A 20,858-nucleotide genomic window follows, 5' to 3' on the forward strand; every position below is an offset into this window, starting at 1 on the left:
TCGTGCGTTTGACGAAGGCGCTCGCGTGTTGGGGCGACTACGCTGCCGACTCGGCCTTCACTTTGGGTAGGGAAGGGAATGGAGCGCGCCGGAAGCGGTAACCCGCGTGGTAGAGGACGCCGTCTTTGAACTCACCGAAGGCCCAAAAGCCCAGATCATCCAGATAGTCGATGCGGTTGCCGTGAATCCAATACTGACCCTGATAGGCGCTTGCGCGATCTCCGCGCGCCTCGTCGTAGCGTCCGTTGGAAAGGAGCTCTTGACGGACGAAGTCGTTCTCGTCGATCCACATGCCTACGAACGCAGAAGCGTCGGCCGCCTTGCCCGCCGCGACTGCCGGCGGCTTCGCGGACAACTCTGAATCGGCGAGCGGGCGACCGCGCCAGAGGGTGACCTTGCCGTCCTGAATGAGAATGTCTACGTGCTGGCCGCGGTTCGCAACGGCGCCGGTCGGGGTGTCCTTGGCGTCGGCGATGCGGACCACGACGATGTCGGCGCGTTTGCCGGGCGTCAGCGAGCCGGACCGCTGGGGTGAAGTAAAGTCGGTCGCCGCCGGGAGGACCACCATCCCCTCGCAATCGATCACGATCGACTTGTCGTCGGCAGCCGCGGTGAGCAGACCTGGGCCGACGCCGACGATGACGGACCCGACGATGAGTACGTCGGCGCGTTCCCAGTCGCCGAGCATCGGGTCGACCGCGACCACGGCACCACCCGTCAGCAGGATGGGACGCGAGGGGGCGCCGCTCGAGCTGGTCAGTGCTTCCAATGCCTCCATGTCGAGCATCTCACGGCGCGTCGTCGTCGTTGACTCGCGCGCGTCGAGGTGGGGGCGCTCCGCGGCGAGCCCACCGGACGCGGGATGGAGGTGAGCCTCGGTGACGTCAATCGACGGCTTGGACTGCAAATGGAAGGTCCGAGTATCGACGTCCTTCGAGCAAAGTGTGGGGACATCTTTCATGAACTGCTGCACGTACGGAGTCTGCATATGCGCATCGAAGGCGGCCTCATCGCGCCAGTCTTCGTAGACGAACCAGAGATCTGGCTGGTCCGCGGAGCGGAGGATGCCGTAGCGGACGCATCCAGGTTCCGTTCGCGTTGGCTCCACAAGTGCGAGGAGCCGTGCGCCGAGCGCGTCCTCCCCTCCAGGCTTGGCCGTGAAGAATGCGGTCTTGGTCAGTGTCGAGCTCATGTCGTGATTCCTTTCTTCAGTCCGTTGTCGATCGGTGGGGGGCGGACATTCGCGCGGACGGGCCGCCCCCTTCGACCCGTCGCCTTCGGATGTCTCAACCGATGGGAACACTCATGCCGCCATCGGCCATGACGACCGACCCGACGATGAAGCTCGCCCGATCCGACGCAAGGAACGCAGCGATCTCGGCGATCTCCTTCGCGTCCGCGGCACGGCCAATCGGAGCCTTCTTGCCATGGTCGGCAAGAAACGCTCGCCCATCCTCCATGAAGTGATTGAGAAGATTGGTGACGACGTCACCGACACCAATCGCGTTTACCCGAATCCCGTGTTCGATGGCTTCCAGCGCCTGGGTTCGCGTGAGCTGCGCCAACGCCCCCTTGGAAGCCGTGTATGCCGAAATGCCCTTGAAGGCGAAGTAGGACGCGTACGACGCGATGTTGACGATGGCGCCCGACTTGTTGGGGACCATGGCCTTCATCGCTTCGCGCGAATGGAGGAACGCTCCGGTGACGTTCGTTTCCATTTGCCAGTTCCAGTCCTGGCGCGTCATCTCGACGATCGGCTTGTAGATGATGCGCCCGGCGTTGTTGACGAGGATGTCGAGCTTTCCGAACGAGCGAACGGCGAGGGAGACCGCCTTTTCGGCCGTACCATCGACGGTGACGTCGGCGACGAGCGGAATGAGGCCGTCGCGAGCCAGCTCCTCGACCTTCGGGTCGATATCCTCGGCCACGACCTTCGCGCCACGCTCATGGAGCAGCTCGGCGATGGCGCGTCCGATCCCGCTCGCCGCGCCGGTAACGAGAGCAGCTTTTCCTTCGACTTCATTCACCATGGTGTTCATTTGATTTCTCCTTTGATCCATTTGGCTTTTTAAAATACGTCGCATCGAGGCACGCGCTCGACGAGCACGAGCGTGTCGAGCAGCGTTTCGCTGCACGCGATGACGTCCGGCGTCTGACCGCGAGCGGTGTTTCAGCAATCGGAAGCGATCGTGGAGGGGCCGCGAAGGACAAGCACGGCGTCGACGTCCAGCTGACGCTGGTGTAGCCGTCAGCCTCGCGCCATCCACGAGGGGCGTGCGGCCGGCCTCGTCCCCGAGCTATGTGTTGGCGGCCGCGAGCTCGGGCGCGAGCTGTCGGAGGAGCCCGTAGAAGTCGAAGTAAGAGTCCGCACGGACGATCTTGCCGTCCTTGAGGCGATAGACGTCACAGAAGCTCACCGCCATCGCCCGTCCGCTCGGCTCCAGCTTTCCGGCCGGTGAGTTGAAGACTCCGCGATGCGTGCCGCGACCGATGCCCTGAGCGACCACGTGGTCACCGAGTGCGACGAGGCTGCGAACCTCGCATGTCGCGTCCGGGAAGATGTCGAACCAGGCCTTCCACGGATCGATGATCGCCGTCTCGCCCCGCGTGGTGAAGTTGAACGGGACGTCGAGCCATTCGCTGCTCGAGTCGCCGAATGCGGCGATGGTCGGGAGGTCCTTCGCGTTGACGGCGTTGTACAGCTTTCGGATCAGAGACGTGTTGGTCTCGGTGTTCATGATGACCTCTCTCCGTGGCGGTTGGGCCACGTTGTTTCGTTCACACCGAGAACGTAGGCGCGGTCACTGATGCGCGCAGCTTCTCAATTATTGATGGTCTCGTTAGGTTTCATTTGTAATGTCACGCCGCACGCAGATTTCAGCGGCGACGTCGCGGGCGCGTCCGTTCGCGAAGGAAGTCGACGAGCGCCTTCAGCTTCGGAGGCGTCTGGGCGCGGCTCGGGTAATAGAGAAAGAATCCCGGGAATGGGGGGCAGAACTTCTCGAGCGTGATCGTGAGCTCGCCCCTGTCGATGTACGGCCGAAAGGTGTCCTCCAGGCCGATCGTGAGTCCCACGCCGCTCAGCGCGAGTCGCAGCATGAGGCCCATCTCGTTCGTGTTCACGCGAGCATCGAGAGCGACGCTGAACTCCTTCCCGCCATCGACGAACTCCCACTGATAAGGCGCCGGCGTCGTGTAGACGCGCCAGCCGATACACGCGTGTGTGTGGAGGTCTCTCGGGTGCTTCGGCTTTCCATGTGCAGCGAAGTACGCCGGAGACCCGACGACGATCTGCCTCTGCTGGGGTGAGACCGGGATGGCCACCATGTCTTGTGCGACCACCTCTCCGAGCTGGACACCCGCGTCGAAGCCCTCGCGGACGATGTCCGTATTGCTGTCGTCGACGGCGACGTCCAGCTTGACGTCGGGATACTCCGCGAGGAACTCCGCCAGAAGGTTCGTCGAGAGAAAACTCTCGGCGACGGATGACACGTTGAGCCGCAGCGTGCCGGCAGGTCGAGCGCGAAGCGCGTGAAGTGACTCGAGCGCCGCGCGCACATCCGCGAACGCCGGACGGATGCCGCCAAAGAGCTGCTCCCCTGCCTCTGTGAGCGCGACACTTCGTGTTGTCCGCGCGAAGAGCTGAAGGTTGAGCCGCGTTTCGAGCTGCCGCACCGTCTGGCTCACGGCGGAGGCCGTGACGCCGAGCTGTTCGCCTGCACGGCGAAAGCTGCGCGTCTCCGCCACCGCCAGGAAAGCAGCGAGTCCACCGAGGTCATCTTGCATTGCTTAAGTACGCTAATGAACCCATCGAGGATTGACAACTCGCGCGGAGCAGTCTTGGGCCGTAGGTTCCTTCTCGTGAGCCCCAACAAGACAGGAGCGGCTATGAACACGACGAACGACACGACGAGTGCGAAGACCATGCAACCGAACGCGCGGGCCGATCAGGAGCGCTACGTCGGCATGTGGGTCACGGAGGACGGCCACATCCGGCACGAGCTCTTGCCTGGGGGCCGCTACGACGAGGCGCGCGGCTCGCGCCACAGCGCCTATCGCGGCCGCTACACCTTGACCGGAGACCACATCGACTACGTCGATGACACGGGCTTCACGGCCGACGGCGACTTCGTCGACGGCGTGCTCCACCACGCAGGAATGGTCCTACGAAAGGAAGGATGAAGCTCGCCGAGAACGCACCCCGCACGGAAGGAGAATGAGTATGGTCCCGACGAACGAGAAGGTCGTCGCGATCGCTCCGAGCGTCGTCGAGACGGAGCTGGCCGACATAGGCCCGGCGCCCACTCCCCAGTCAATCCGCCATTGCGCTCTGTCGCCGGTATGGGCGTTTGCGATGGAGTGTCCGAGCTTCATGGCGACCAACCTGCGCGTGGCGCAGGCCATGGATCGACGCGCTACTTTCGTTGGCGAAAGGCGCACGTGAGGGACTGGGCCGACTTACGTGCGATCGTCGGACAGCGCCGGAAGCGCTCACGCGCCGTGCCTGTGCCTCAGGCGTCGCGCACGGCGTCTGCGACGAGCTGTCGGAAGTACACTGCTCCCGCGTCGGCGTCGGTTCGCTCGTGCCACATCATCGAGATCCCGATCGAGGGCAGCGGAAACGTCGTCCGCACGATTTTGAGCGGGAAGGCCGCGCATAGGATCTTGGCCAGTCGGTTCGGGATGGCAGCGACGCAGTCCGTGCGCGTAGCCATCATCGCGGCGCTGGTGAAATACGGCACCGTGACTGCGACGCGTCGCACGAGCCCGACGCTCTTCCAATGGTTCTCGGCCGCGCGATGGGCAAACCCCCGCTTCCCCAGCACGAGCTCGATGTCGACGTGTGCAAGCTCGTTGAAGAGCTTCGGCGTGAGGGTGCTGCGGACCTTGGGGTGATCGCGACGAACGACGAGCCACACGACCTCGTCGAAAAGGTGCTGGCCGTGATGGCCGCTTCCCACCATCCCAGACGGGGCGAACACGATGTCGATCTCGCCGGTCGCGAGGCCATCGCTCGCGGTGAAGAGGTCCAAGCTCACCATGCGCAAATTCGCTCGCGGGAGCCGCTCCGCGAACATGGCGGCGATGCGCGGCCCCTCGCTCGTCTGATGGCTGTCCCCCACGGCGATGGTGAACGTGCGCGTGCTCTCGTGCGGGACGAACGCACGGCCGCGCCCGATCGCCGTCTGGATTTGCGCGATTCCCTGCGCGAGAAGGGGGGCGAGCTCCAAGGCGCGCGGGGTCGCAACGAGCCCGCGTCCGTGTCGGACGACCAGCGGATCGCCGAGCTCGCTACGGAGCCGCCCGAGCGCATTGCTCACCGCCGATTGCGTCACGTTCAATCGCTTCGCCGCGCGGGTCGCGCTCTGCTCCTCGAGCACCGCGTGAAGAACGACGAGCAGGTTCAGATCGAGTGCCGCAAGATTCATAGCCGTGATGAAAGTTATCATGACTCATGATTGGTAAAAATGCATCGCGAGCACCACTCTCGTCGCACCCGAAACACGTCTGCGGCTGGCCAAAAGGAGTCATTTCATGTCGACGAATCACAATCATCGTCCCTCGGTCGTTCTGGTTCACGGCGGCTTCGTCGACGGCTCTGGCTGGGAGGGCGTGTACCGCCTCCTCCGCGCCGACGGATATGACGTCACGATCGTGCAGAACCCGACGCTCTCCCTCGCGGACGATGTCGCGGTTACCAAGCGTGTCCTGGATCAGAAGAGCGGACCGATCGTCTTGGTCGGTCACTCGTACGGCGGCGTGGTCATCACGGAAGCCGGCAACCATCCGAAGGTGGCGGCGCTCGCGTACATCGCCGCGTTCGCGCCCGACAAGGGCGAGTCCGTCCAGACGCTCATTGCCAATCCCCCGCCGGGCGCCCCGGTGCCGCCGATCCTTCCGCCCCAGGCCGGGTTCTTGCTCCTCGATCGCGCGAAGTTCGCTGACTCGTTCGCGGCGGATGTCCGACCGGATCAGGCCGCCTTCATGGCCGACTCGCAGGTACCGTGGGGCGTCGAGGCGCTCGCCGGAGCGGTGAGCTCGCCGGCGTGGAAGACGAAGCCGAGCTTCTACCTCGTCGCGACGAGCGACAGGATGATCCCGCCGCCCGCGCAGCGGTCGATGGCGAAGCGCGCGGGCGCCACGGTGGTCGAGACGGAAGGTAGCCACGCCGTCTACGTCTCGAAACCGAACGCTGTTGCATCCATCATCGAGCAGGCCGCGGCAGCCGCCTCTGCTGCGACGAGGTAAGCCCGCTCCCCGCGTGCGTTGAGACTCATCGCTGCCCTGGCGGGGTGCCCAAACCGAGACTTGAAAGCATGACAACCGAAAGCAAATGCCCTTTCCCTCGCTCCCTCGGCGGCGGCACCTCGAACCGCGATTGGTGGCCGAACCAGCTGCGGCTCGACCTTCTTCATCAGCATTCCTCCAAATCCAATCCAATGGGCGAGAGGTTCGACTACGCCAACGAGTTTCGGAGTCTCGACTTCGCGGCGCTGAAGGAGGACCTCGCGGCACTCATGACGGACTCGCAGGATTGGTGGCCGGCGGACTTCGGTCACTACGGCCCCTTGTTCATTCGCATGGCGTGGCACAGCGCCGGCACCTACCGCATCGGCGACGGGCGCGGTGGCGGCGGTCGCGGCCAGCAGCGTTTCGCGCCGCTCAACAGCTGGCCGGACAACGGGAACCTGGACAAAGCGCGCCGCCTACTCTGGCCAATCAAGCAGAAGTACGGTCGCAAGATCTCCTGGGCCGACCTGTTCATCCTCGCCGGTAACGTTGCTCTCGAGACGATGGGCTTCGAGACCTTCGGCTTCGCCGGTGGTCGCGAGGACGTGTGGGAGCCCGATGAAGATGTCTATTGGGGCACCGAGAAGACGTGGCTCGGTGGCGACAAGCGGTACTCCGGCGAGCGGGACCTCGAGAACCCGCTTGCGGCGGTGCAGATGGGCCTCATCTACGTCAATCCGGAAGGCCCGAACGGCTACCCTGATCCGGTCGCGGCCGCCAAGGACGTTCGCGAGACCTTCGCGCGCATGGCGATGAACGACGAGGAGACCGTCGCGCTGATCGCTGGCGGCCACACGTTCGGCAAGACGCACGGTGCGGGCCCGGCATCGCACGTGGCGGCCGATCCGGAGTCGGCGGACCTCGAGGCGCAAGGTCTGGGCTGGAAAAATGATCTTGGCGCGGGCAAGGGCGGTGACGCGATCACGAGTGGACTCGAAGTCACGTGGAGCACGACGCCGACGAAGTGGAGCAATGACTTCTTCGAGCACTTGTTCGGCTACGAATGGGAGCTCACGAAGAGCCCGGCCGGCGCGCATCAGTGGAAGCCGAAGGGCGCCGAGGGAGCCGGCACGGTGCCGGACGCGCACGACGCATCGAAGCGCATCGCGCCGTCGATGTTGACGACCGACCTCTCGCTGCGCTTCGACCCGGCGTACGAGAAGATCTCGCGTCGCTTCATGGAGCATCCGGACCAGTTCGCCGACGCGTTTGCGCGCGCCTGGTTCAAGCTCACCCACCGCGACATGGGCCCCCGCGCGCGCTATCTCGGCCCCGAGGTCCCTGCCGAAGATCTGATCTGGCAGGACCCGATCCCGAAGGTCGATCATGCGCTCGTCGACGAGGCGGACATCGCTTCCCTCAAGCGGATGCTTCTCGCGTCGGGCTTGTCGGTCTCGCAGCTCGTCTCGACGGCGTGGGCGTCGGCCTCGACGTTCCGCGGCTCCGACAAGCGCGGGGGCGCGAACGGCGCGCGCATCCGCCTTGCGCCGCAAAAGGACTGGGCCGTGAATCAGCCCGAGCAACTGGCCAGAGTGCTCCAGACGCTCGAGGGCATCCAGCGCGAGTTCAATGGCGCAGCGACCGGTGGCAGGAGGCTCTCGCTCGCCGACTTGATCGTCCTCGGCGGCGCGGTCGGCATCGAGGAAGCGGCGAAGAACGCCGGTCATGCAGTGACGGTGCCGTTCGTCCCGGGGCGGACGGACGCTTCGCCGGAGCAGACCGACGTCGTGTCCTTTGCCGTGCTGGAGCCGGTGGCGGACGGGTTCCGAAACTACGAGAAGGCCAAGTACGCCGTCCCAGCAGAAGCGCTCCTCGTCGACAAGGCGCAGCTCCTGACGTTGACCGCGCCCGAGATGACGGTGCTCGTGGGCGGTCTGCGGGTCTTGGGGGCCAACGCCGGTTCATCGAAGCGCGGCGTCTTCACGAAGAAACCGGCAGCCCTCACGAATGACTTCTTCAAAAACCTGCTCGACATGAACACGGAGTGGAAGGCGGTCTCGGACGCGAAGGATGTGTTCGAAGGGCGCGACCGCACGACCGGCGAGACGAAGTGGACCGCTACGCGCGTCGACCTGATTTTTGGCTCGAACGCGCAGCTGCGCGCGCTCGCAGAGGTCTACGGAAGCTCGGACGGCCAAGAGACGTTCGTCCGTGACTTCGTGGCCGCCTGGACGAAGGTGATGAACCTCGACCGCTTCGATCTCGTCGAACTCGATCTCGTCTCATTGGCAGGCTAGGTGGGGTCGAAACCGAGGTCTTTCGAGGCGTCGGAGAGCCGGTCGAGAAAGACGCGCACGCGAGGCGGGGATTGCCGGGTCGGAAGCAACGCGTGAAGCGTTAGCTTCCGCGAGCGCCAGTCCGGGCAAACGAGCTGAAGGCGTCCGGCGGCGATGTCATCGCGAACGACATGGAGAGGGAGGAGACCGAACCCCGCTCCAGCCACGAGCAGATCCCGGAGAGCAAGCACCGTGTTCGCGGCGACGGTGACCTTTAGGGTCGCCTGCATCTGCTTGGCACTACGAGTCGAACGAAATGTCCATGCCGCCCGGACCGGCAAGCCCGAGTGAACGACCCACGGTGCTCCGGAGAGCCGATCCGGTGTTTGAACCTCACCCCACTGATCGACCACCGTTGGGCTCGCCACGACGACCTCTGGCTCCGTCCCCAGACGCCGAATGACGTAACTCGATGGAGCTACGCTCCCAAGCCGAACCGCCACGTCGAACCGCTCCTTGATCAGGTCGTGCACCCGATCGTCGAACGAGAGGTCAATTCTCAGTGCGGGATGTTGGCGGGTCAGGGCCGCGGCAATCGGCGCGAGCATCGCCGAGAGCGACGGATCCAGCGGCACCGTCACGCGGAGAACTCCTGTGGGGGCATCACGATGCCCTTGGACGACGTGCTCGAGCGTGCGAACCGCGCCGAGCACCTCTCTCGCTGCTTCGAGCACTTGCTCGCCGACCTGGGTGAGACGAAGTCGACGAGTGCTTCGCTCCATCAGTCGTACGCCGCAGCGTTCTTCGAGCGTGCGTACATGGAGACTCACGACGCTCTTCGCCAGTCCCAGCTCACGGGCTGCTGTCGTGAACGAACCCGCTTCGGCGACCGCCACGAAGACGGGGAGCAACGGCAAATCGCGGGGGGAAAGCATTGTGCTGTTGTATCGAACATTGCGTTCGATTGGGCGCTTATTGTTCGTTCGCGTGGGTGAGGCCATCCTCCGTTCATGAAACGCACGCTGCTTCTTTCTGGATGGCTAGCTCTCGCCGCCCTCGTTGGGTGCGGAGGGTCGTCCGTCCAAGAAAATGCGAATACGCCGGAGAGCGCTATGACGACCACGAACGCGACCATGAAGCAGGAGGTCCGTGACCTCTTGAAGTCAATCGAGACGGGCGAGAGCGGCCCCGCCAGCATCATCGACTCGCACAAGTACATCCAGCACAACCTCGGCGTGAAGGATGGCTTGGCGGGCTTCGGCGAGTTGCTCGCGCAGCTTCCGAAGGGCTCTGCGCGAGTCAATACTGTCCGCGTTTTTCAGGACGGCGACTTCGTGTTCGCGCACACGGATTACGACTTCTTCGGTCCGAAGATTGGATTCGATATCTTCCGTTTCGAGCAGGGAAAGATCGTCGAGCATTGGGACAATCTTCAAGAGAAGCCGGGCAGCCCGAATCCGAGTGGCCACTCGATGACCGACGGCCCCACGGCGGCGGAAGAACTCGAGAAGACAGAGACGAACAAGGCGCTCGTTCGTTCGTTCGTCGACGACATCCTCGTGAACGGCAAGATGGATAAGCTCACGGGGTACTTCGACGGAGACAAATACGTCCAGCACAACCCGCAGATCGCCGACGGGCTTTCCGGCCTCGGAGCGGCACTCAAGGCCATGGCCGCGAAGGGCATCACGATGAAGTACGACCGCATTCATCGCGTGCTAGGGGAGGGAAGCTTCGTTCTCGTCGTAAGCGAGGGCACCTTCGCTGGAAAACCGAGCTCCTTCTACGACCTGTTCCGCGTGGCGAACGGGAGGATCGCGGAGCACTGGGACACGATCGAAACGATCTCGCCCAGAGAGACTTGGAAGAACGCCAACGGCAAATTCTGAGCGGTCGGCTTTCTCATCGTGCGCCGCGGAGCAGGGGATCGAGCGGCACGTCCACTTCCGTAAGCTTTGCGTGGACGACCGTCTACATCGAAGACGAAGCGGGGGGCGCTGCGGTTTGTCGAAGTGCCACCGTCGCCGCGACCGGAGCTCGAGGCGATGCACGCGCGCATCTGCCAACGTGTCTTTCCGAGCGAATCCCTCGCGCAAGCCGTGGTGCACCGTCCAGTGATGCTGGACTACGCTGGACAATTGCGTGACCAGGCCGCCGTCGAGTGACGGCGGCTCGCGTCATCGCGTTCGTTCCGGCCGAAAGGTGGCACAGGGCGGGGCGGTGGCCCACCAAGTGCTGCATTTTGTCATGGAAGCGATTGACCGGGATGAGCTGTAGACGTGATGCTTCTGTACGGCCCTCCTGGAAAGAGGAAGCGCACGGGCTTCGAAGGAGCACGGGATGATGAGGCGGCGGACTCGGAATGGGAGCTGGCGGACGAGATCGTTGGGGGCGGCGATCACTCTCGTCATCGCGAGCGTTGGGGTGTTTGCGTGCAGTGACGACGATCCGGGATCCGCGGCCGCTCGCACGGACGACGGCGACGGCGGGGACGGGGACGGCGCTTCTCACCCGGTCGTCGCGACCAAACTCACCCGCCCGAGTCGCGGAGCGGGGCTCGACGTCTCGGAGGACGACACCGTGCTCGTCGCCGTGAACCGTGACGTCGGGACCGTCAGCGTCTTCGCGATCGAGTACCCCGAGGGGGCACCGCCCACCCTGAAAAAGACGGCGGAGGTGCCGACCTGCGCCGAGCCCTGGCAAGTGGCGCTTGCACCGAGCGGCGATCGCGCGTTCGTCGTCTGTCGGAAGGACCAGAAGGTGGTCCGGGTCGACAACCTCAGGTCGGCGCCGGCAAAGGGGCCCGAGGTGGCCGTCGGCTCGGAGCCGACCGGAATCGCGCTCACCCCGAAGGCGACCGCCGCGTGGGTGACGAACTGGATGGACGGTACGGTGAGCGAGATCGACCCCGAGACGATGACAGTGCAAAGCACGGTCGATCTGAACGGCGCGCTCGTCGGGACCGGTGTGCTCGGTCAGAATGCCGTCGCGCGACCCGCGCTCGCGCACCCGCGCTCGCTCGTCATCACGAACAACAAGGATGACATCGAGATCGACGAGTCGATCTTCGTCACCGAGTATTTCGCGCAGCAGAAGGAGCCGCTCGCGGCGGACGGATCGAACGCCGACATCGCGCGGCAAGGGCTCGTCTACCGCATCCGACTCCAGGACAAGAGTGTTTCGACGATCCCGCTTCCGCCGATCGCGGACATCGGCATCCACGACGTGACCGACGGCGTCGCGGGCTGCTATCCGAATCAGCTCCAGGCGATCGACTCGACCGGAAGCTTCGTGCACGTCCTTTCGATCTGCGCGTCGCCCAAGGGCAAGATGGGCGATTTCAGTGGGCCGGCGAAGGCGTCATGCTCGGACGATTCGACCTGCCCGGGGGCCCAGGCGGGCTCGTGCAGTGCGGGTACGTGCCAGACGAACTGCACGACGGCGGCGCAATGCGGCCTCGGGGGCGAGTGCGTCAACAACACGTGCAAGCTGAATCTCTGGAACGCAAAGTCGGTGCAGACCCCGGCGGTCAGCGTCATCGACGTGGGGGCGAACAAGGTCATCGCCTCCGTTCCTCTGAACAGCGAGTTCGACAAGCTCTACGCCGCGAAGGGCATCCCGGATACGTCTGAGCGCCGCTTCCCCCTCAATCCCTCGGACCTCGCGTTCGTGCCGGGGACGCTGACGGCGTACATGCCGGCGAAGGGTGCGGACGCGGTCTTCCGCGTCGACTTCAATGCGACGTACGAGACGAAGGCGGTCGATTCGGTCGGCTCCGCCGATCGGCCGTTCATCCAGCTCGATCTCGGCACGCTCGACGCGGCCAAGCAAGGCAAGCTGCCGATCGCGATCGCGATCGCGCATCGGGCCAAGGTCGATTCTCCGAGCCGGTTCGGCTTCGTCTTGAACGAGGCGACCCGAAACGTCTCGGTCCTGGACCTGAAGACCGATAGCCTTGCCGGCCTGCCCGATCAGGCGGCGGTCGTGTCCTCGAGCCCGATGCCGACGACGACGGAGGATCAGGCGAAGCTCGAGGGCAAGCGCCTCTTCGGCACCGGGCTCGGCCGCTGGTCTTTCCAGGGACAGGGCTGGGGCGCATGCGAGTCGTGTCACGTCGACGGACTGTCCGATCAGGTGACGTGGTTTCACCTGCGTGGCGCGCGGCAGACACCCAGCCTCGATCAGACGGTGAACAAGAAGAACCCGTCCGACATCCGCTTCCACAACTGGCAAGCGAACGCGGACGAGATCGAAGATCACGAGTACGGAGCGCTTCGGGTCACGCTTGGTGGCGTGGGCGCGGTGGTCAAGAGCTTCGATCTGACGCTCGACGCCCGCATTGCGGCTGACGCGCACGGGCAGGCCGGGCTGAACGGATCGATGGCGGCGGCCGCGAATCCGCAGAGCCCGTCGACCCTCGTCGGAGAGGTCTGCGTCCTCGACGACTGGAGCAGGGTCAGCACGTTCATCAAGTCGATTCGTACGCCTCGAAAGCCGTCGAACCTCGATCCGGCGACGGTCTCCACGGGGCAGACCTTGTTCGAGGAAGGCAAATGCCAGGGGTGCCACGGCGGCGACAAGTGGACGCTATCGCGTGTGTTCTACACGCCCGATGCGAACCTTGCTTCGCCGACGAACGTGAACAAGGCCTTGAAGTCCCGCTCATGGTCGGCGGCCGAGAGCAGCGGGTTTCCCCCCGCGCTCTTGCCGGTCGACGCTGGCAATGCTGCCCTCCAGACGATGCGATACAGCGGCGGGAACCCGGCAGCGCTCGATCAAATGGTCTGCCTCCTCAGGCCCGTCGGCACCTTCAACGTGGCCGAGCCGGGCGTCGGCGTCTCCGAGCTTCGCCGCGACATGGCCACGCCGGCGCAGGGGAACGAGGCCTCGGGCACGGGCTTCAACGTGCCGAGCCTTCTCGGAATGGGAGTCAATGCCCCCTACTTCCACGCTGGCAACGCCCGGACGCTCGAGGCTGCCCTGTCCGACACCTTCTTGGCTCACCACGGTGCGCTGAACGGGACCTTCCTCAAAGGCGCCGATGCCGCGACCAAGCGTGCGGCGCTCGTCGAGTTCCTTCTCTCGATCGACGAGGAGACGACTGCCATGAAGGTGCCTGCCCTAGGCCCGAATGGGGGCGATTTCTGCTCGGCCCCTTGAGGGAAATGTCGGATTCGACACGTCGCGGCAGCAAGCACCCGATCCGAGGACAGAGTAGGCGGAGAGCATCCATGCTCCTTTAAAAACGACGTCGCCTCGGTTGCGCGATGCCGCAGAGCCTGCTGAGATCAAGAACCCAACCGCGAGAGTGGTCGAAGATGGAAGATCGCAGCGCCCGCCTGAAGATGGATCTCTTGAAGAAAGAGAAACCCGAAGAGAGCGTTCGTAGTGGTGTCATCGACAGCGGCATCGTCCAAGCAAAGGACGGCCAACAGCTCGTCGGTGGGATCACGCCCGGAGCGATCCTCGACGGCAAATATCTGGTCGGGGAGCTGATCGGCTCGGGAGCGTTCGGTCTCGTGTATGAGGCGACGAACCTCGAGCTCGACGAGAAAGTCGCGCTCAAGGTGATGCGCCCGGAGGTCGCTGTCGACAACAAGATGGTCGCGCGCTTCGCTCGCGAAGCGAAGGCTGCGGCGGCGATCCGGAGCGAGTACGTCGCGACCGTCTACGACGTCGGCACCGGCAGAGATGGTCTGCCGTACATCGTGATGGAGTACCTCGCCGGCAAGCACCTCGGCGCGATCGTCGAGGAGTCGGGGCCGATGCAGCCGCGCGCGGCGGTCGAGTACGCGCTGCAGCTCTGCGAGGCCCTCGCCGTTGCGCATTCGAAGCGGATCGTCCATCGCGACATCAAGCCGGAGAACCTTTTCCTCGCCGAGCGTGCGGGTGGGATGCCGATCATCAAGGTGCTCGACTTCGGTATCTCGAAGGCGGCGCTGACCGGATCGATCTTCGGGAACGAGCTCCCGATCGTCCAGACCGTCAACCTGATGGGAACGCCGCTCTATATGTCGCCGGAGCAGGTCCGCTGCACGGACGTCGTCGACATGCGTTCGGACATCTGGTCGTTCGGCATGGTTCTCTACGAGATCCTCACTGGGACGACGGCGTTCGAAGGAGCGTCGATCCCGCAGATCTGCGCCGCGATCCTGGAGACGCAGCCGAAGCCGATCGAGGTGTATCGTCACGATCTGCCGTCCGGTCTCGTCGAGGTCGTCAGTCGCTGCCTCGAGAAGGACGTGAATCGGCGGTACCAGAACGTCGCCGAGCTGGCGCTCGCGCTGATGCCGTTCGGGCCGAAGCGTTCGCGCTTGAACGTCGAGCGCGCGGTTGCCGTCCTTCAAGGAGCGGGTCAGGTCGATCCCGCGCTGAAAGTCGACAGCGTCCCGCCGCCGCCATCGTCCGACTTGTACCCGCCGGTGTCGATTCCGCGCCCCGCGCCGCTCGGCTTGAGCGTCCGCCTCTCCGAAGGCTCCGACACGCTTCCCGCGAACGTCGTCGCCGCTCCATCGGTGAACGATCCTTCGATCACGGCCAACATTCGAAAGGACGGACGGCGTTCGCGCGCCTCGATCGTCGTGGCCATCGCGGTCGTCCTGGTCGGGGTCACCGGCGCGGCAGCGGTGTTCCTTCACCGAAGCCCCGCGCCTGCGCCTGCGCCTGCGCGAGCCGAGGCCACGACGGCATCCGCTGCTCCTGCCGGTACGGTTGCAACCGAGCCGACGACGGCGACGGCGACGGCGACGGCGACGCCCGAGCCGGGGACGCCCGAACCGACGGCAACGGGAACGGGAACGACGGCCACGGCCAAGAATGCGCCCGCACCGCAGGTGCGTGCCGTTGCCGGTCATCCGCGCGCGTCGACGCCGGCAGCGAAGACCGCGGCAGCCGTCGCGACGCCGACAGCAGCGCCGGCCGCGCCGCCCGCACCGCAGAGCGCGGCACCGGCACCGGCACCGGCGGCGCCTACGGAGACGAGCAAAGGCAGGACGTTCCGACGCGAGCTGTGAGACGCGAGCTGACCGCGAGCTGACCCATCGCGATGCCCATCGTATCGTGATGATTGACGAGGAGCTCTCTCCGAGCTCCGTTGAGGCTTGATGCGAGCTAGAGCTCTTGGCTTTTGGGGATTGTGGGGGCCGTGGTGGGAGTGATTGCGTGCTCGACGACGTCGGGCACGATCCCGCACGTCGAGGACGTCGACGCCGCTGGCGCCAACGATGCCGACGAGATTCCGTGCGAGCCTCGGCATGTGCTCGAGACGGTCTGCCAGCAATGCCACTCGCTGCCGACGCAGAACGGCGCGCCATTCCCACTCGTGAATCGCTCGGACGTTCTCGCCGAACGTTCGAAGAGCGTCACGCGTGAGCTGATGATAGCTCAGCTCGAATCCGGACGGATGCCTCTCCGTCCCGTGACGATCGAGGATGGCGATCGCGAAATACTCCTCGACTGGTTGCGGGCCGGAGCGCCGAGCGTGTCCCCGCGAGCGTGCACGACGAGTCCGAACACACCCGACTCGGGGCGCCTGGATTCCAGCAGCGATGCACGCGCCGACGCCGACGTCGTGGTCGATTCGGGCGCCGACGCATCGTCGGATGCCCCGGACGAGTGAGTGACCAGCCCGTTTTTTGCGGGCGGTAAGTTGTTGCAGCGCAGGGGAGGGAACGTCGATGATGACACCCACCATGCGACCGAGCGACAAGACGAAGATCTGCGCTGGCGCCGTTCTGCTCGCCCTGACCACCGCCACCGTGGCTGCCCACGCAGACGAGGCCCGGACGGCCGACGTGGCGGCGAACGACGAGCGAATGGCGGAGGCGCGCCGGCAGTTCGAGGCGGGCGTGAGCCTGCTCGACGATCCCGACGGCGCCAAATACGAAGAGGCCCATCACGCGTTCAAGAAGGCGTACGAGCTCTCGCGCTCGCCGAAGGTCCTCGGGAACATCGGCTTCTGCGCGATGCATCTCGAGCGCGACGGCGAAGCGATCGACGCATACTCGGCGTATCTGCGCGAGGTCCCCGAAATTGAAGACCGCGAGCGGGCGCAGATCCAGCGCGATCTCGTCACGCTGACGTCGACGGTAGGGCGTCTCCGGGTCGTCGTGAAGTCGACCGGGAATGCCTTCTCTCTGCTCGACCGTCGGACCCAGACGCGGGGTGACGCGATCGAAAACGCCTACGCCTTCGAGGGAACCGAGACGACGATCCGTCTTCGTTCTGGGCGACACACGTTCAAGGTGAAGGGGCCGGAAGGCGAGTCGATACCGTTCGACGTGACGGTCGAGCCGGGCTCGATGGTTTCGCACGACTTCACGTTCGCGCCGCCGACGCAACCGCGGCCCGATTCATCGAGTGCGAGCGTGGTCGGCAAGTCCCCCTCGCTAGCCGGTCCGGTGATCCTCGGAGTGGCGGGCCTCGCGGCGATCGGTACGGGCGTGGTGACGGGGCTCATGGCGCGCAGCAAGACGAGCGAGATCGAGCGGAATTGCCCGAGCGATCTTTGCCCGAGCACGTACGACCTCGCTTCCGAGCGCTCGTCGGCCAAGACGTTTGGCACGGTCGCCGACGTGTCCCTGATCGGCGGCGGGGTCCTGCTCGCCGGAGCCGCGATTTGGTACGTGCTCTTGCCGAAGGGGGATTCTCCCAAGACAAGCGGGAAGGCGCCGACCTGGATCTCGAGCGCGATGTGCACGCGCGATGGCTGTGGGCTGCACCTTCAGCGAGGCTTCTGATGTACCGGTTCGGCTCTCTTCTTTCGATCGCCCTTCTTTCCGTCACGTTGCCTTCGTGCACGGCGGCCCTGGACCTCGAGCGGTTCCACCAATCCGAGCGTACGGCGTCCGCCTCGATGGCTCAGTTCTACGACGTTCGCTTCTCGGCGAGGAGCATGACGTCGCACTTGGGCGAGTACTTCGAGATTCGCGTGGTCGATCGCGCTGATCGCGTCCAGGCGAAGGCGGTCTGCACTCACCTCGCGCAGCCGGATTTCTCGCTTTACATGAAGGGCGTCGTGCCGAAGACGAACCCTCCCTACCGGCTCGACTTCTGGGCGGACCACAACAACTCCGGCAAGTACGACGGGATCGAGGGAGGCATCAACGAGAAGGATCACGCGTGGCGGCGTGTCCTCGCCGACCCGCTGCCGGAGGACGTTCGCTTCATCGACAATCGCTACGAGGTGAACTTCCTCCACGACACGGCGTTCGTCGACATCTTCACCGACCTCACGGGAAAGAAGATCTCGGGTGAGGACACCTTGTTGCCGTTCAACCTGAACATCGTCGGCGCGACGGCATACGTCGGGAAGGTGATCGAGGTGCGGGTGGTCGAGAAGGAGAGCGGCCGTCTCGTCGGGCTTCACCGGCAGGGTAGCGCGGTCGACACGTACCCCGCGCAAATCCTCGGCATCCTCGACGAGCAGACGCCCTATGAGGTCTCGACTTACGTCGACGCGAACGGCGACGGGAAGTTCAGCGCCGGCGATCCCTCGTGGAAGGTCGACCTCGTCTCGACCTCGAACGGCATCGCGAGCGACTTCGATCTGAAGTCGCTCCCGCAGACTCCGATCGAGACGGGCGACCCCTGAGGCTTCGAGGGAGCATGCGCCGATGAGGCGCGCTATCCCTATGCGGATGTGACTGCAATTCCATCCAATGTCCCCGCTCTCTCGGAGCTAACTACTCGGATTTCCACCGAAAAGTCCGCTTGGATGAGCTTGGGTGACACGGATTGGAAATTTGTTGTGTGATTCTCGATACTTGTGAGTCGCGTGGATGGTTTTTCATACATGCGCGAGCGCGTAAGGTTCGAGAAGGATTGCGATCTCATCCGTGGAACGGGGCGTGCGTAACAAGACCCCATGCGGCTCAAGAACGGCTCGGTTTTCTCGATCACGGCTGCCATTCTCGTCGGTGCGTGCTCGGCTTACGTGCCGGACGGGGAGGAGAGCACCGACACCAACGCGTCCGCCGTCCGTGGCGACGATGACGACCAGGGGGAGCGCGGTCGTGATCAGAGGGTCCACGCGCAGGTGATCGCGACGGGCATCCCGGGGGCTGGCGCGGTCTGCCAGGTCGCGCCCTTCCGTCGGAGCAGCCCCATTCACGATCGAGCGGACTTTGCGGCGTTCACCGTTCCCGGCGCCGTCCTCAACAAGGATCGTCTGCTCGTCGCGAGCACGTCGAACTTCGGCGCTCCGCTCGGCCGGCCCGACCAGTACGCAGGTACGGTCTTGTCGATCGATCCTTCGGGGAGCTCCGTCGCCGTCCCTGGAGGCTTCGCCGTTGCCGGCGATCAGGCCTCCGCGGTCGGCGGCCGGGTGCAGGTCTACGCCTCCAACAACAGCTCGTTCCTCAACAGCCGCTATGAGCCGCAGGCTGTGACCCCGAACGAGGTGACCGTCAGTCTTCCCACCGGCATCTCGATCAACAACGGCAACGGCCGGCCGTGGATCTCCAACGCGCCGACGGGCGCCAACGGTGACGGTACGATCACGGTCGTCGATCCGAACGGTGCACCGCTCGCTGGCGCGCCGTTCCCGACCGCGGGCGGTGTCTTTTCCGGCAACGTGACGAACCGCAATGCGCAATCGACGCATGGCCTGACGTCGGGCGCGATCGGAACCGCGATCATCACCAAGTCGTCCGACGGTGGCGGAAAAGCAGTGTTTGCTGCCGTCGAAGCCGACGGAAGCATCGTTCAAGTCCACGTCGCCAAGGGCGTCGATGGCCTGGTCCCGGCGGGCACGATCTCGCCGCTGTCCCAGCTCACACCGAGCCGCGCCAACTCGAACGACAAGCGCGTCGTCGCGCGAGCGGGGCTTGCGTTCAACTGGGCACCGAACCGCGTGCTCTACGTGGCCGATCCGCAGAAGAACCGCGTTGTCGCCTTCGACATCACCGACGACGGGACGCTCTTCAAGGCCTCGGCGCCGAGGTCCCTCGACCGCCGTGGCAGGGATTGCGACGACGACACGTTCGACATCCCGATCGACGTCGCCCCGACCGTCCCCGAGGTGGCCTCCGAGAACTTCTCGAGCAACACGACGCTCGCGGTCGGCGCCGACCTCTATGTCCTGAACCGTGGCAACAACAGCATCGTCCGGATCACGCAGGACGGCCGGTTCGTCGCCAAGCGATCGATCGTCGTCGACGGGTATCCGGGATTCCGCGCGAACGGTCTCGGCGTGTCGCCCGACGGCAAGACGATCTGGGTAACCGGGCAGACTTCGAACACGGACGGCATCGTCGTCAAGCTCGATGGCTTCGGCTCGGGTCCGATCATGGCGGACCTGATGAAGAAGGCCGCGGCGGCGGGCGCGACTTCGACCGAGGCGCTCGGTGATTTCTTCTTCACCAAGAACTTCTCGATCGCGGAGGGCGTCGGTCCGCTCTTCAACGCGACCAGCTGCGACGGTTGCCACGGTGAGCCGTTCGTCGGCGGCATGAGCAGCTCGATTTTCGACACGTTCTTCAGCGGCGCCAAGGGCGGTCCGGTCACGCGCTCGCACTCGATTACGGAGCTCGGCGGTCACTGCGGTCTCAAGACGGGGCTGCCGGCGAAGGCGACCAGCTCGTCCCGGCGAAGCACGATGACGCTTCGCAGCACGAGCCTCATCGACTTCGTCCTCCCGACCGAGATCCTGAAGAATCAGGCTCTCCAGCCGGCGGCCGTGCGCGGTCGTCCGAACATCCTCCCCGACGGTCGCATCGGCCGCTTCGGATGGAAGGCGAACGTCGCCACGCTGATCGAGTTCATGGGGGATGCGTTCCGCAACGAGCAAGGCCTCACGAACGGTCTCGTTCGCGAGGACCAGATCGACGGTTGTGGCGCGAACAAGCAAAACCCCGAGCTCGACGCCGTTCCGCTCGTGACGACGGCGGCCTTCCTGTCGACGATCGACGCGCCCGCGCCGACCGCGGCCTGCCTCACCTCCCCGGGAGCGACCGTCTTCAAGAACACGGGCTGCTCCAGTTGCCACACTGCGTCGTTCCCGGGCCCGGGGTTCACGGCGTACCTCTACTCCGACCTCCTGCTCCACGACATGGGGCCGGCCCTCGCGGACGGCTTCGTGCAGGGCTCGGCCACCGGCAGCGAGTTCCGCACGATGACCCTCGTGAAGCTGTCGGAGCGCTCGCAGTTCCTCCACGACGGGCGCGCCGCTACGCCCGCGGACGCGATCCGCGCCCACGGCGGCCAAGGCGCAGCTAGCGCCGCGGCCTTCGGTGCGCTCAGCTCTGCGGACCGCGACGCGCTCCTCTCGTTCCTCGGCTGCCTCTGAGCCTCCGAGTCGAGACAGCGCGGCGGCGCGCCGATTTCCATCATGGACCCTGCGGAGACGATGCC

The 20,858-nt window shown here is 65.0% G+C and carries 17 protein-coding genes; 11 read left to right on the top strand and 6 right to left on the bottom strand.

The window, feature by feature from the left end; translation table 11 throughout:
- Positions 1–37 precede the first annotated feature (37 nt).
- The 4 genes from AKJ09_RS22950 to AKJ09_RS22965 all read right to left on the bottom strand — a co-directional run bounded on the left by AKJ09_RS22950 (position 38) and on the right by AKJ09_RS22965 (position 3,786).
- A complete protein-coding gene (locus AKJ09_RS22950) occupies positions 38–1,192 on the bottom strand; it encodes an Atu4866 domain-containing protein (protein ID WP_146649348.1) in 1,155 nt (384 codons plus the stop codon).
- Positions 1,193–1,286: 94 nt separating this feature from the next.
- Entirely contained in the window at positions 1,287–2,039 is a 753-nt protein-coding gene (locus AKJ09_RS22955) for an SDR family NAD(P)-dependent oxidoreductase (RefSeq protein WP_146655625.1), read from the bottom strand.
- 258 nt (positions 2,040–2,297) lie between these two features.
- Positions 2,298–2,738 (bottom strand): ester cyclase, encoded by a 441-nt coding sequence (locus AKJ09_RS22960; protein WP_146649349.1) that lies wholly within the window; start codon positions 2,736–2,738, stop codon positions 2,298–2,300.
- Between the two features lie 139 nt (positions 2,739–2,877).
- Entirely contained in the window at positions 2,878–3,786 is a 909-nt protein-coding gene (locus tag AKJ09_RS22965) for a LysR family transcriptional regulator (protein ID WP_146649350.1), read from the bottom strand.
- A gap of 138 nt (positions 3,787–3,924) precedes the next feature.
- On the opposite strand from AKJ09_RS22965, the gene AKJ09_RS22970 reads away from it, so the two are divergent.
- Positions 3,925–4,182: an Atu4866 domain-containing protein gene (locus AKJ09_RS22970; RefSeq protein ID WP_146655626.1), complete on the top strand. Its 258-nt coding sequence runs from the start codon at positions 3,925–3,927 to the stop codon at positions 4,180–4,182.
- 40 nt (positions 4,183–4,222) lie between these two features.
- Entirely contained in the window at positions 4,223–4,444 is a 222-nt protein-coding gene (locus AKJ09_RS22975; protein WP_146649351.1) for a hypothetical protein, read from the top strand.
- Between the two features lie 67 nt (positions 4,445–4,511).
- Here the strand turns inward: AKJ09_RS22975 and AKJ09_RS22980 are convergent, their stop codons facing one another.
- Positions 4,512–5,429, bottom strand: coding sequence for a LysR family transcriptional regulator (locus AKJ09_RS22980; RefSeq protein ID WP_240488564.1), 918 nt, complete (start codon positions 5,427–5,429; stop codon positions 4,512–4,514).
- Between the two features lie 106 nt (positions 5,430–5,535).
- Here AKJ09_RS22980 and AKJ09_RS22985 point away from each other — a divergent pair, with 106 nt between their 5' ends.
- On the top strand, positions 5,536–6,249 hold the full coding sequence (locus AKJ09_RS22985; protein WP_146649353.1) for an alpha/beta fold hydrolase: 714 nt from the start codon (positions 5,536–5,538) through the stop codon (positions 6,247–6,249).
- 68 nt (positions 6,250–6,317) lie between these two features.
- Complete coding sequence (gene katG / locus AKJ09_RS22990) at positions 6,318–8,528, top strand: catalase/peroxidase HPI (protein WP_146649354.1); 2,211 nt, start codon at positions 6,318–6,320, stop codon at positions 8,526–8,528.
- On the opposite strand, the gene AKJ09_RS22995 is transcribed toward katG, so the two are convergent.
- Positions 8,525–9,442 (bottom strand): LysR family transcriptional regulator, encoded by a 918-nt coding sequence (locus tag AKJ09_RS22995; RefSeq protein ID WP_169927770.1) that lies wholly within the window; start codon positions 9,440–9,442, stop codon positions 8,525–8,527. The two genes, katG and AKJ09_RS22995, sit on opposite strands and share 4 nt — an antisense overlap.
- Before the next feature lie 177 nt (positions 9,443–9,619).
- Here AKJ09_RS22995 and AKJ09_RS23000 point away from each other — a divergent pair, with 177 nt between their 5' ends.
- From AKJ09_RS23000 to AKJ09_RS23030, 7 genes are all read left to right on the top strand, one after another.
- Entirely contained in the window at positions 9,620–10,396 is a 777-nt protein-coding gene (locus tag AKJ09_RS23000) for a nuclear transport factor 2 family protein (protein WP_205633782.1), read from the top strand.
- 496 nt (positions 10,397–10,892) lie between these two features.
- Positions 10,893–13,667, top strand: a complete 2,775-nt coding sequence (locus AKJ09_RS23005; protein ID WP_146649357.1) for a YncE family protein — start codon at positions 10,893–10,895, stop codon at positions 13,665–13,667.
- 158 nt (positions 13,668–13,825) lie between these two features.
- Positions 13,826–15,520 (top strand): serine/threonine protein kinase, encoded by a 1,695-nt coding sequence (locus AKJ09_RS23010; RefSeq protein WP_169927771.1) that lies wholly within the window; start codon positions 13,826–13,828, stop codon positions 15,518–15,520.
- Positions 15,521–15,651: 131 nt separating this feature from the next.
- A complete protein-coding gene (locus AKJ09_RS23015) occupies positions 15,652–16,125 on the top strand; it encodes a hypothetical protein (protein WP_146649359.1) in 474 nt (157 codons plus the stop codon).
- Positions 16,126–16,183: 58 nt separating this feature from the next.
- Positions 16,184–17,245: a tetratricopeptide repeat protein gene (locus AKJ09_RS23020; RefSeq protein ID WP_146649360.1), complete on the top strand. Its 1,062-nt coding sequence runs from the start codon at positions 16,184–16,186 to the stop codon at positions 17,243–17,245.
- Complete coding sequence (locus AKJ09_RS23025; protein WP_146649361.1) at positions 17,245–18,099, top strand: hypothetical protein; 855 nt, start codon at positions 17,245–17,247, stop codon at positions 18,097–18,099. The genes AKJ09_RS23020 and AKJ09_RS23025 overlap by 1 nt, the downstream gene beginning before the upstream one ends.
- Positions 18,100–18,372: 273 nt before the next feature.
- Entirely contained in the window at positions 18,373–20,793 is a 2,421-nt protein-coding gene (locus AKJ09_RS23030; RefSeq protein ID WP_146649362.1) for a di-heme oxidoredictase family protein, read from the top strand.
- Positions 20,794–20,858 lie beyond the last annotated feature (65 nt).

The sequence above is a fragment of the Labilithrix luteola genome, from assembly GCF_001263205.1.
Classification (GTDB): domain Bacteria; phylum Myxococcota_A; class Polyangia; order Polyangiales; family Polyangiaceae; genus Labilithrix; species Labilithrix luteola.

Coding starts and splice junctions, on each gene's coding strand:
- AKJ09_RS22950 (WP_146649348.1), bottom strand. CDS start 1,192: ATGAGCTCGACACTGACCAAGACCGCATTCTTCACGGCCAAGCCTGGA.
- AKJ09_RS22955 (WP_146655625.1), bottom strand. CDS start 2,039: ATGAACACCATGGTGAATGAAGTCGAAGGAAAAGCTGCTCTCGTTACC.
- AKJ09_RS22960 (WP_146649349.1), bottom strand. CDS start 2,738: ATGAACACCGAGACCAACACGTCTCTGATCCGAAAGCTGTACAACGCC.
- AKJ09_RS22965 (WP_146649350.1), bottom strand. CDS start 3,786: ATGCAAGATGACCTCGGTGGACTCGCTGCTTTCCTGGCGGTGGCGGAG.
- AKJ09_RS22970 (WP_146655626.1), top strand. CDS start 3,925: ATGCAACCGAACGCGCGGGCCGATCAGGAGCGCTACGTCGGCATGTGG.
- AKJ09_RS22975 (WP_146649351.1), top strand. CDS start 4,223: ATGGTCCCGACGAACGAGAAGGTCGTCGCGATCGCTCCGAGCGTCGTC.
- AKJ09_RS22980 (WP_240488564.1), bottom strand. CDS start 5,429: ATGAATCTTGCGGCACTCGATCTGAACCTGCTCGTCGTTCTTCACGCG.
- AKJ09_RS22985 (WP_146649353.1), top strand. CDS start 5,536: ATGTCGACGAATCACAATCATCGTCCCTCGGTCGTTCTGGTTCACGGC.
- katG (WP_146649354.1), top strand. CDS start 6,318: ATGACAACCGAAAGCAAATGCCCTTTCCCTCGCTCCCTCGGCGGCGGC.
- AKJ09_RS22995 (WP_169927770.1), bottom strand. CDS start 9,442: ATGCTTTCCCCCCGCGATTTGCCGTTGCTCCCCGTCTTCGTGGCGGTC.
- AKJ09_RS23000 (WP_205633782.1), top strand. CDS start 9,620: ATGACGACCACGAACGCGACCATGAAGCAGGAGGTCCGTGACCTCTTG.
- AKJ09_RS23010 (WP_169927771.1), top strand. CDS start 13,826: ATGGAAGATCGCAGCGCCCGCCTGAAGATGGATCTCTTGAAGAAAGAG.
- AKJ09_RS23020 (WP_146649360.1), top strand. CDS start 16,184: ATGATGACACCCACCATGCGACCGAGCGACAAGACGAAGATCTGCGCT.
- AKJ09_RS23025 (WP_146649361.1), top strand. CDS start 17,245: ATGTACCGGTTCGGCTCTCTTCTTTCGATCGCCCTTCTTTCCGTCACG.
- AKJ09_RS23030 (WP_146649362.1), top strand. CDS start 18,373: ATGCGGCTCAAGAACGGCTCGGTTTTCTCGATCACGGCTGCCATTCTC.